The sequence below is a fragment of the Rhodococcus sp. 852002-51564_SCH6189132-a genome (assembly GCF_001665495.1).
Classification (GTDB): domain Bacteria; phylum Actinomycetota; class Actinomycetes; order Mycobacteriales; family Mycobacteriaceae; genus Rhodococcus; species Rhodococcus pyridinivorans.
The window spans coordinates 37,660-49,369 of record NZ_LZMJ01000014.1 but is presented as its reverse complement, the minus strand read 5'-3'; the positions used below and the strand labels follow the sequence as shown (position 1 = coordinate 49,369).

6 protein-coding genes are annotated in these 11,710 nt (G+C 70.7%); 2 read left to right on the top strand and 4 right to left on the bottom strand.

Features of this window, described 5'->3' with window-relative positions; all coding sequences use genetic code 11:
* Window positions 1-116: 116 nt before the first annotated feature.
* The 3 genes from A5767_RS03095 to A5767_RS03085 are packed head-to-tail and all read right to left on the bottom strand — an operon-like array spanning window position 117 to window position 7,011.
* Complete coding sequence (locus A5767_RS03095) at window positions 117-4,343, bottom strand: TIGR02680 family protein (protein ID WP_064851622.1); 4,227 nt, start codon at window positions 4,341-4,343, stop codon at window positions 117-119.
* Window positions 4,340-5,485 carry a TIGR02678 family protein gene (locus A5767_RS03090; protein WP_064851621.1) on the bottom strand — a complete coding sequence of 382 codons (1,146 nt, stop codon included), beginning with the start codon at window positions 5,483-5,485 and terminating at the stop codon, window positions 4,340-4,342. The genes A5767_RS03095 and A5767_RS03090 overlap by 4 nt, the downstream gene beginning before the upstream one ends.
* Window positions 5,482-7,011 (bottom strand): DUF2397 domain-containing protein, encoded by a 1,530-nt coding sequence (locus A5767_RS03085; protein WP_019288923.1) that lies wholly within the window; start codon window positions 7,009-7,011, stop codon window positions 5,482-5,484. Before A5767_RS03085 ends, A5767_RS03090 begins: the two co-directional genes overlap by 4 nt.
* 175 nt (window positions 7,012-7,186) lie before the next feature.
* Here A5767_RS03085 and A5767_RS03080 point away from each other — a divergent pair, with 175 nt between their 5' ends.
* A complete protein-coding gene (locus A5767_RS03080; protein ID WP_024103658.1) occupies window positions 7,187-7,675 on the top strand; it encodes a MarR family winged helix-turn-helix transcriptional regulator in 489 nt (162 codons plus the stop codon).
* Window positions 7,668-9,458: an AMP-dependent synthetase/ligase gene (locus A5767_RS03075; RefSeq protein ID WP_064851620.1), complete on the top strand. Its 1,791-nt coding sequence runs from the start codon at window positions 7,668-7,670 to the stop codon at window positions 9,456-9,458. Before A5767_RS03080 ends, A5767_RS03075 begins: the two co-directional genes overlap by 8 nt.
* Before the next feature lie 75 nt (window positions 9,459-9,533).
* On the opposite strand, the gene malQ is transcribed toward A5767_RS03075, so the two are convergent.
* The gene (gene malQ / locus A5767_RS03070; protein WP_064851619.1) at window positions 9,534-11,657 is read right to left on the bottom strand and encodes a 4-alpha-glucanotransferase; all 2,124 of its coding nucleotides are present in this window, start codon (window positions 11,655-11,657) and stop codon (window positions 9,534-9,536) included.
* Window positions 11,658-11,710: the final 53 nt, after the last annotated feature.

Sequence of the window (11,710 nt, the reverse complement as noted above, 5' to 3'; positions counted from 1 at the left end):
TCGCGCGGGTCGGGGGGGGCCCGCCCGCCGGGCGGGGGGGGGGGGGGGGGGGGTCCGGGGGCCCCCCCGCCCCCCGCCCCGCGGGGGGGCCCCCCCCCCCCCCCCCCCCACCACTGTCATGTCTGCAGCTCGGTGAGCGGTCGGAGTTGCCGGACGCGCCCGTCCCAGTGCACGCGGGTCGTCACGGCCGCGCCGTCGGCGAGTCGCCGGACCTCGTAGACGTCGAGCTCGGGCACCTCCGGCACACAACCCCACAGTGCGTGCCCGGTCATGACGAAGTCGATATCCTGCCGTACGAGCAGACCCATGAGTTCACCGATCGTCGGGTCGTCGATCTTGGCGAACGCGTCGTCGAGCAGCACGAGCCGCAGTGCGGTGCCGGTGTCGGGTAGGCCCGAGAGATAGCCGTCCGCCGCCGCGAACAGCGCCACGTACGACACGAATCGGGTCTCACCCTGGGATATCTTGGCGCGCGCGGAGATCCGCCTCTCTCGGTCCGGTTCGGGGCCGAGGATGGTCACCTCGACCTCGTGCCAGCGCCGGTAGTCCAGTGCCTGCGACAGGTGCTGCGCGTAGCCGGCGGACGGATCGGTGGTGTGGGCGGATTCCACCCGGCGCCGCAGCATCCCGACCAGTTCGGACGCATCCTCGGGTGACCGCTCGGTGGCGGTGAGCAGCTGCGTCAGCCGCGCCGCGTCGGCGTCCTCGCCACCGGGGCGCCACTCGATCCTCACGCCGATCCCGTGCGTCGTGCGGCTGTCGGCGAGACTGTCGTTCATCGCGGCAATCACCTGTCGTGCCCGCTCGATCCGCCGGCGCAGTTCGTCGGCCACACCGCCGAGCACGAATCCCGTGAACACGTCGTGTTCGCGTTGCGACAGTGCCCGCCGGCCGTCCTCGACCTGCCGGGTCAGGGTGGCTGAGAGACCCGCGGGCGTGGTGTCGTCACCCGCCCCGGCGATCCGGACGCGATGGGCGCCGTGCGTCACCGTGTGCGCGATGTCGAACCGGGCCGTGAGGTCGCGGTCGAACTGTTGCAGCGCGACGAGCATCGCGTTCTCGTCGACTCCCGTGCGTGGCGGCAACGTGGCCAGCAGGGTGCGGGCCACGGAAAGCACGTGATCCGGATCCTCGAGGTGGACGGGAGGCAGAACCGTCCGGGCAGAGGCGGAGTCCGACTCCGGATCCTCCTCGAGTGCGCCGCGTAGTTCGGGCAGCTGCAGGTGAGCGGCGAGCAGTTCGGCGGCCGCGGCGAGTTCGCGACGGTCGCGGTCGAGCCGTTCGCGTGCGGCAGCACATCGCTGCAGCACCTCGGCGACGGCACGGCCGAGATGGTCGCGATGGGCGACCGTGCGCCGGAACTGTTCGTCGGCGCGTGCCCGTTCGGCCTCCGAGTCACGCAGTTCCTGCGCCAGGTCGGCGGCGTCGACGTCGACAGCGGCGGTCTGGGCAGCGACCACCGCGGCCTTCGCGTGCCATTCGTAGCGGCACGATTCGGCGATCTCCTCCGAGTCGATCCGCTCGGCGGTGGCCTGCACGCACCGTTCGGCGGCATCCGTGAACCGGACGTGGGCAGCAAGGACGTCACCGAGATCGCGTGCCAGCTCGGTGCACAGTGTCTCTGCGGAAGCGCATCCGGCGACCAGCGCCTCGAGTTCCGGAACATCGCCGGGCACGCCGAAGTACTCGCACGCCGTGCGGTGGGCGTCGAGCTCGGCGGTCCAGCGAGCACGCAGTGTCGTCGCCCGCTCACGCAGTTCCACCGCGGTGTTCGCTGCGGACCGCACATGCGCGTACGCGTGCCGACGTCGTTCGAGCGCGGAGCGCAGGGCGTGCGAGGTCGGCGCGGTCGACAGGTGCGCGTCGATCTTCGCCCGCCGGTGCGCCGCGTCGGGATAGTCGACGCGCAGCTGTTCCACCGCCAGGTCGATCCGGGTGAGTTCGGCGCGGATCTCGTCGAGACGCACCCGCCGTGCCGCGGTCGCGGCCTCCCGGGCCGGCCTGCCGATGCAGCCCGGGGTCTCGGCGGTGTGGCGCCCACGCAGAACGCCGTTGTGCCAGCGGCCGTCCCGCGAGACGGAGGCCACCGCGGTGGCGTCCTCGAATCCGATCGTGTTGAGGACCGCCTCGACCGACGGGCGCGGCACGTCGGCCTCGGGGTCGGGACGCAGGACCGTCGACAGGGGCTGCGCCGGTGGTTCACCGCGCGGCGAGACGAGGACCTGGCCGCCCAGTGCACGCAAGCGGCCCTCGCCGTCGACCGTGGCGGTGAGAAAACCCGCGGAGAGCAACGCCGCCTCGATTCCGGCGCGATCGTCGTCCCCGAGGGTGTCGACGAACTCGACCGCCCGCCACAGCGGGACACCGTCAGTGCGCACGTGCCAGGGTGCCTGTTCCGGTCCCTCGCCGATCGCGTCGAGTGCCGCCTGTTCCCGGACGAGGTCCTCGCGCGCGGTCCGCGCCTCACGTTCGCGGCGCTCGCGATCGGCCGGGGCGCCGACGAGGTCGCTCAGAGCGGACCGAGCGGCAGCCGCGGGCAGCGAATCCAGCTCGGCGAGTGCCGAATCGACGTCGACGGCCTCGGAGTCCGTGTCGCCGGCGTCGGTGGGGGACGAGTCGATCAGCGCGTCGAGTCGCGTGGACAGTCGGCGCATCAGGATGACCTGATCCCGATCGAGTTCCGGCAGCAGAGCCGTCGTGCGGTCGGCGGTGATCCACTCGCGCCACCGGTGCTGCAGACCGGCGGCGGCCGCACCGACACCGGCATCCGTCTCGGCGGCCTCGACGGCACGCTGCTCGGCGTCGCGGGCCGCGCGGTCGGCCGCCGCCTCGGCTTCCCGGACCGCATGCGCGGCGGCGTCGAGTCGACGCGCCTCGAGCAGTCGCCGACCCGCCTGGTCCCGCCGACGACGGGTCGCCTCGGCGGCACGCAGGATCGCGCCCCGGACCTCGTCGACGTGCCCGGCGTCGAGGGAGACCGTCGCGACCACCGGCCGCACCACCTGCTCGGTGGTGTCGTCGATGCCGGTGCGCACGGGCTCGAGCACAGCGGGTGGACGGTCGGCGGAGAAGTGCAGCGTGGTCGGCGCGGTGTCGTGCGGAAGACCTACCGACAGCAGGTCGCGACCTACCGTCGCAAGCCGTCTCGCGGCACGCGTGACCGAGCAGGTCAGTTCGTCGAGGAGGCGGGCCGCGTGGTCGGTGTGGCGCCGTTCCTGCAGGCGGCTGCGATCGGCGGCGGCGGTCGCGTGCTCGGCGGCGCGGCGGAGCGCATCGACGGCGAGCTGGCGCTGCGCGAGATCGTCCGCGGACCGGAACATCTCGTGGGTCTCCAGTCCGCGGATCGCGCGGTCGAGTTCGGCGACCTGGTCGCGGCGCTCCTTCAAGCGGGTGTCCACGGCGGCGGCCTGCGCGTCGAGGTCGGCCGCCTCGGCTTCCGCGACGGTGAGTGCGCGTCGCGTCTCGACGACCCGCTGCGCGAGGTCGCGCGCGGCCTCGGCGCCGGCGCGCAGCAGATCCGCAGCGTACTGCCGGTACACCTCGTGGAACCGCAGCACGTGTGCGTGCGCCGCTTCGAGACGGACCTGTTCCTGGCGGGTGTCACCGAGCAGGTCGAGGCGACCTCCCGCTTCGGCGAGCATGTTCTCCGTCAGCGGTGGCAGCGCATCCGACAGGATCTGAGGGAGGCGTCCCTCGTCGATGCGGTGGCCGACATCGGGTGAGCGCAGGGTGTGCAGCAGTTGCAGCAAGCCGTCGTAGCGTTCGCGTCCCGTCTCCGCGTGCAGGCCGAACACCGACTTCCGCACGGTCTCGCGATGCCGCTCCGGATCACGGGTGAGGTTGTCGGCACCGACGAGTTCGGCGAGTCGCTCCCGCGAGAGCGGGATGCGGGCGTCATCGACGAGGTGCAACTCGGTGCCGACACGCAAAGGTGTCGTGAAGAAGTGCACGTCGCTGCGACGGGCGTCGGCGCGGTGCCGGACCTGCGCCCCGACGGTGAGATGTCCGCTGGGGCGCGCCAGTTCGAGCCAGAGATAGCCGACACGGTCGGTGGTGTCCGAGGCCCCGGTACGCATGAGTTCGTCGAGATCGACCTTCGCGGCGCCCGTCGCGTCCATGCGCCTGCGGTCGGCGTCGAGCAGGAAGGGCAGCAACATCTCGAGGGCGCGGGACTTCCCCGATCCGTTGGTGCCGCGCAGGATCATCCGCCCACCGGACAGGACGAACTCGACGTCCAGGTAGTGCCACACGTTCACGATGCCGGCGCGGTGGAGACGCCAGCGATCCGGGAAACGGGGTGGAGAGTTCTCGTCGAGGGCGGACGGGTCGGACGAGTGGGTCATCGACACTTGCTTTCGGCGGGGACGGGGCGGTAGCGGGCGGCGGGTGCGGTCAGTTCGAGTCCGTTCTCGTGCGGGCGCGCCAGCCCGAGCCGGAAGAGCAGAGCGACGACGTCCCGGCGCAGGAGCGCGAAATCGCGGACATAGATGCTCTTCCAGGTGCGGGAACGCGCGGCGGCGAGATCGGCGAGAACCGAGTCGAGGATGTGCGCGTCGACGTGCAATGTGGTCGCCGCCGAGTCGCCGAACCGTTCGGTGAGTTCGGCCAGGAGCAGCAGGCAGGCGTGCTTCAGGGTGCCCGACCCCGGGAACGCCTCGTCGGTGAGCACGCCGGCCGGGTCGTACGCGAGCGCGCCCTCGGCACGCACCTCGAGCACGAGGCCGAAGTCGCCCTCCAGCATCCGGGCGAGCTCGTGCCGGTCGCGGGCGAGGATCGTCGCCGACTCGTCGTCCAGTTCGTCGCGCGCGACGAACGGGTCCTCGACGAGCCTGCGGTACAGGCGGAGAGCGGCGGGTTCGTGCTCGTGACGTGCGAGTGCCGCTGCGGGACCGGGCATCCCATGGAGGGGAGTGTCGAGCAGCTGGGAGAGCAGGTCGCGGTGGACGTCGAGATGCGGCCCGTCGCCCCTCACCTCGTCGCCACTCACCTCGTCCCCGTGACCGGACTCGGCGATCACGCCCCATTCCTCGAGGACGCGCAGGGCCGCAGCGAGGTTCCGCTCCTCGGACACCGGGTCGCCGAACACGATCCCGTTCTCGCGCGCATCGGCGCGCACCTGCTCGAGCAGGTCGTCGACGGACACCCTCTCGCCGGTCCCGGGTTCGAGCAGTGCCGCGCACACCAGCGCGAGACACGCGTAGGTGATCGCGCCGAACTCGGTGCCGTCGGCGTGGCGGAGCGCCCGGTGCGGTGAGGTGGGCCCGAGCGGTGCCTTGATCAGACGGGCGAAGGTCGGTTCGACGACGAGCCGGTATCCGAGGCGGTCGGCGAACATCGACTTCAGGGCCTGGGCGTGGCGCCGAACGAGGTCGAAGGTCTCCCGTTCGCTCGCGGCGGTGACGATCGGCTGTTGCAGCAGCGCCCGCGCCGCGTCCCGCCGACCGGAGACGTCCCCGGACACCGTGCTCGCGTACGAGGTGCTCATGGCGCCGCCGCACTGTGATCGAGCGAAGCCGTGACCGACGTGCGCAACGAGAAACCGTGCACGGTGAGATCGCCGTCGGGGGAGTGCACCACGGTGTCGGCGCCGGGCTCCGCCGTCAGCGACAACCCGAGATCGGGATCGTCCACCTGCACCGGACCGTCGGTGGTGAGGTGGCCCGCGAGCGCGGCGGCGAGGACGTCGAGCAGGACGTCGCGCGCCTCCGCCGACAGGTCCGCTCCGTGCAGATCGCCCGCCGCACTCAGTTCGGCGACGGCGTCGGAGCGGCGGCGCGACTCTCGCCGGGCGAGTTCGTCGGCCCGGACCCGGCCGGGCATCGAATCGGGGAGTCGGCCGACGGCCCCGAGGGACGTGTGGTCGCCGCGTTCGCGCAACGACACGGGCACGACGACGGGATCGGCCCGCCACCACGACGTGCCTGCACCCACTCGCGGGTCGGTCTCGTCGGGGCCGAGCAGCAGGTGCCGGCTCGGGAAGGCACCGAAGGTCGCGGCGAACAACCGGTGGCCCTGCTCGTCGGAGGACTCGGTGAACCACCGGGCCAGGCGCAGGAGATCTGCGCGGTGCGAGAAGCCCGGTGTGCTCGCCATGATCCGCCGAGTGCGCACGAGCAGCCGGTTCAGCGCCTCCGCCGCTGCCTCGCGCATGCGGCGCGGGCCGGCGTCCTCGGCGTACCACTGCGCCAGTTCGTCCCAGTCGGTGCGACGGCGACCGGGGGACCCGGGCACGGTGTTCGGCAGGCCGGACTCGCGCAACGCGGCGAGCAGGGAGTCCAGACGCGGCCTGATCCGGTCGAGCCTGCCGGCGACGAGAGGGGCGAGGCGCTCGACGTCCGAACCGATGACGTCGACGTAGTCGAGGAGCAGGTTCTTGGTCTCCGCGTAATCGTCGACCGCCCCGGCGCGTTCGCGATCGGATGAGTGTTCGGGACGGCCGGAGTGCTCGAGACGGCTCAGGATCTCGGCGAGGTGCGAATAGAAATCGGCGACGCTGTCGGTGAACATCCGGTGGTGCGCGAACAGGGCGGTGACGTGGGCGGCCAGCTCGTCCCGATCGGGCACGTTCCCGTCGTCCACCAGCAGCTCCTCGATGCGGGCGAGCCCGTCCGCGACACAACGGAGCGACACGCGTGCCACGCCGCGCACGTCGTCGGAGGTGGAGAGAAGCCTGCCGGTCTCGCGGTGCACCCGCAGCCCGGCCGGTGTCGGCCGGTATCGGGCACGGACCTCGGTCGAGGCGGTCTCGGGAGCGCTCCGCCGGTGGGAGCCGCCACCGTCGGTTCCGCCGCTGGTGAGTGCGAGATTGCCCCACCGGACCAGGCTGCGACACCGGGCATCGACGACCGCGATGTCGAGCGCCACCCCGCGCCGCGCACACGAGACCGCGATATCGTCGGCGGACAGATCGGCGAGCAGGAGGTCGGTGAAGCAGTCCATCACCGCGAGGTACTCGTCCGCTTCGTCGGCGACGAGATGACGGAACAGGTCGCGACCGATGTGTTCGCCCATCCGACCTCTTCTCCCGAGTGCTGACGCCGTACGGACAGACAGGCTAGCCCGGTGAACGCCGAGCGGGGCGGACGAGTTCACCGGGTGCGCGCACGGGCTGTGGAGAGGCAGGCCGGAAATCGGCAGGACACCGCGCGGATTCGTGCCGTGCCTCACTCGCGTTTATAGTTGCCCTGTGCAACACAATCGGCAGGCCCGGCGGCCGTCTACGGACGGCGTTGCCCGCGTATACGAGGAGTTCGTGCTTCTCGTGCGCTTCCTGACGTCCGGAGCACGAACGCAGGACAGCGGACTCTCGCTGGTCCAGCATTCGCTTCTCGGCTTCATCTCCCGAAATCCGGGCTGCCGCGCCACCGACATATCCGAGGTCTTCGGTGTCCACCGCTCGACCGTGTCGCGCCAACTGCGTCACGCCGTCGATGCGGGCTGGGTCGAGGCGGGGACGGGTCCGGCACGTGCCGGACATCCGCTCCGGCTCACCGACCACGGAGCGACAGTTCTCGAAGGTGCGGTCGTGCGTCGTCTCGACGACGTCCGCGCCGGCCTCGAGGGCTGGGACGAGAACGAACTCGAACGCTTCGTGGATCTTCTGCGCCGCTTCCGCGCAGGAATCGATTCCGACGACCGGACTCCCGACCAGAACGATGGAGATTGCAGTGCGTGAGTACTCGACCCCGGCCCCGTTCACCATCGGTGACGACGAATCGGTCGTCCACACGGTGTTCACCCATGCGGAGAAGACTCCGCACCGCGTGATGTACTCCCGGCCGCAGGGTGACGACTGGGTCGCGGTCACTGCGCAGCAGTTCGCCGACCAAGTGAAGGCCGTCGCAAAGGGCCTGATCGCCAACGGTGTGCAGCCCGGCGATCGTGTCGCGCTGCTCTCGGCCACCCGCTACGAGTGGTCGCTGTTCGACTACGCGATCTGGACGGCCGGCGCGGTGTCGGTACCGATCTACGACTCCTCGTCCACCGAGCAGATTCGCTGGATCCTCCAGGACTCCGGGGCCGTCCTCGCCGTCGTCGAAACCGCGCGGCACGAGAAGCTCTTCGTCGACATGCCCGACACCCTCCGTCGCATCCTGCAGATCGAGGACGGCGCGGTGAACACGCTTGCGGCCGACGGTGCCGAGGTCGACGACGCCGAGATCACCACGCGTCTGGCCGGAATCCGTTCCGGCGGCCTGGCTTCCCTCGTCTACACCTCGGGAACCACCGGGCGACCCAAGGGCTGCATGCTCACCCACCGCAACTTCCTCGCCGAGGTCCGGTCCATCCTCACCTCGGACATCGGTATCGTCGCCAAGCCCGGCAACCGCGGCCTGACCTTCCTGCCCCTCGCGCACGTGCTGGCGCGCGCGGTGTCGCTCGCGCTCTTCGAAGCAGGCACGGCGCAGGCTCACTGGGCGGACTTCTCGACCGTCTCCGCGCAGTTTGCCCGGTACTCGCCGAACATCATCCTCGGTGTGCCGCGCGTCTTCGAGAAGGTGCGTGACGCGGCAGCGGGCAAGGCGGTGGCCGGCGGACCGGTCAAAGCGGCGATCTTCGATTTCGCCGAGCACACCGCCATCGCCTACAGCGAATCGCTCGACCACGGCGGCCCCACCTTCACGTTGAAGGCCAAGCGCGCCCTCGCCGACAAGCTGGTCTACTCCAAGCTGCGCGAGGCCATGGGCAACGAGTGCTGGTACGCGATCTCCGGCGGCGGTGCCCTGAGTGCCCGTCTCGGTCACTTCTTCCGCGGCGTCGGCGTGCCGATCTACGAGGGCTACGGCCTCACCGAGACCACGGCCGCACACAGCGTGAACACGCCCGGCGCGCAGAAGATCGGCACCGTCGGGCGTCCCATGGGCGGGAACTCGGCGCGCATCGCGGATGACGGCGAGATCGAGCTGCGCGGCATGGTCGTCTTCGACGGCTACTGGCGCAACGACGAGGCCACTGCCGGTGCCTTCCACGACGGCTGGTTCCGCACCGGCGACCTCGGCTCGCTCGACGAGGACGGCTACCTGTCCATCACCGGGCGCAAGAAGGACCTCATCATCACCGCCGGCGGCAAGAACGTCTCACCCGGGCCGCTCGAGGACCGCATGCGGTCGCACACCCTCGTCTCCCAGGCCGTCGTCGTCGGCGACGGACGCAGCTTCGTCACCGCTCTGGTGACCGTCGATCCGGACATCTTCGAGAACTGGAAGAACGAGAACGGCAAGCCCACCGGTGCGACGATCGCCGACCTGCGCCACGACGCCACGCTGCGGGACGCGATGCAGACCATCGTGGACGACGCCAACACCCTCGTCTCGCACAGCGAGGCGATCAAGAAGTTCGCCATTCTCGACCGCGATCTCACCGAGGAGTCCGGCGAGCTCACGCCGACGCTGAAGATCAAGCGCAACGTCGTCACCGAGCATTTCGCCCACGAGATCGACGCCCTGTACGCGAAGTGATGCCCTAGGGGCGCGTACCCGAGCAGCGGCCGCCGATCCGGATGCCGGATCGGCGGCCGCAGTGTTCGTGTGGTGTCACTCCACCGGTGAGGTGTCTCCGGAGACCGCCCGGGCCAGTCGCGCGAATCCGTCGTGGTCGACGAGATCCTCGACGAGCACGACCTTGCCGCGGGCATCGGCGAGCGGAACCCGCCAGTTCGGATACTCGTCGACGGTGCCCGGCTGGTTCTGGCTGCGACGCTCGCCGGTCACATCTGCCAGCGAAACGCCCAGCAGCGCAGACGGACTCGCCGCGATCAGCCGGTGCAGCGCCTCGACCTGGCGATCGACGTCGGTCTCGCCTTCGTCGAGCAGACCCCGTTCGACCGCGAGCGCCAGAACCGAGTCGCGTTCGGCCGTCGCATCGGTGAGTTCGGCGTCGAGGTCGCCCTCGAGCAGGCCGAGCTCCGACCGCAGCCGGATGTGGTCGCCCGCAAGGTATCCCGCGGTGGGCGCGAGGTCGTGTGTGGTCACCGAGGTCAGGCACAGGGTGCGGTAGGTTTCCGGCCCGCGTGGGGAGTCCTCGTCGCGTTCGAACCACAGGATCGACGTCCCGGCGATCCCCCGCTCCGCAAGATACTCCTGCACCCACTCCTCGAAGACCCCGAGGTCCTCACCAACGACCACGGCGCCGGCGCGATGCGCCTCGAGCGCCAGGATGCCGACGAGTGCCTCGTGGTCGCTGCGGACGTACGCGCCGTCGGCGGGCGACATCCCCTCCGGTACCCACCAGGTGCGGAACAGTCCCAGGATGTGATCGGCCCGGACACCACCCGCGTGCCGCAACGCCGAGCGCACCACATCGCGGAAGGGGATGTATCCCAGCTCCGCGAGACGATCCGGCCGCCACGGCGGCTGATTCCAGTTCTGGCCGTTGCGGTTGAAGTCGTCGGCGGGGGCGCCCACCGTGACGCCCGACGCCAGCGCGTCGCCCAGCGTCCAGGCGTCGGCGCCGTGCGGACCGACACCCACTGCGAGGTCGTGCAGGATTCCGATATCGGAACCTGCTGCAAGCGAAGCAGTCTGAGCGTTCGCGAGCTGCTCGTCGCACAACCACTGCAGCCGGCGGTGGAAGTCGATCCGCGAGGCCAGTCGCTCGCGCAACCGGGTGACCTTCGGGTCGTCGGGGCTCGGAGCGCGTGACGCCCACCGGTCGGCGCGGTCGCCGAACTTCTCGTACAGCGCGCACCACAGCGCGAAGTCGTCGAGCGCCTGCCCGCCCTCGGCGCAGAACGCCTCGTACCGTGCGCGGCGGGCCGGGCCGAGCGGCACCCGGTACACGCGCTCGAGGACGTCGAGTTTCGCGCGGAAAGTCGCGTCCCGGTCGAGACGCCGCGCCTTCCGGTTCGCCTTCGCCGCGCGCTGCGCGTGCTCGTCGAGTTCCTTGCGGTGTTTCGCGGGGAGGTAGGCCACCTCCGGGATATCCTCGATCCGCAGGTACAGCGGGTCGACGAAACGCCGCGACGACGGCAGATAGGGCGACGGTTCGTGCGGGGGCACGGGCTCGGCCGCGTGCACGGGGTTGATCAGGACGAAGTCGCCGCCGTGACCGGCCGTGATCGCCGCCAGATCGGCCAGGTCGGCGAAATCACCGATGCCCCACGACCTGCGGCTGCGCACCGAATAGATTTGGGCCGCAAGGCCCCAGCGCTTCTTCTCGAGCAGCCGGTCGGCGGTGGACAACCGGCGCGGGGTCACGACCAGGCCCGCGGTGGTCTCGATGTCGTTGCTGCGGGCGTGCACGACATGCCAGCCGAGGGGCAGCCGCGGAACGGCGAAGGTCGCGCGGCCCACGAGCCGGCCGTCGACCGTACGCGGGTCCACCCACACGTCGAGTTGCTCGACATCGACCTCCGCCCCGTCCTCGGCGACGACCCACACCGACACCGGGTCGCCGTGCGGCACATGTACCGGGAACGTCCGGTCGTCGCCCTCGAGGACCACGAGCGCGGGCGGGAGCATGCAGCGCCACGGGCGGTCGTCGAAGTCGGCGAGCGATGCCACGACCTCGTCGTCCGTCCCGGCCGGGACGTCGAGCGCGGCGAGTACGCGCCGCAATGTCTCGTCGGAGACATCGTGGTCGCGTCCCCCCCATCCCGTGTAGGTGGTGGTGATGCCGTGCTTTCCGGCCAGTTCGCGCAGCTTCGCCGAGGACGTCACGGTCCTGAATCATGCCAGCAAAACGACTCGGGGGCAGCGTGCGGAACATAGGG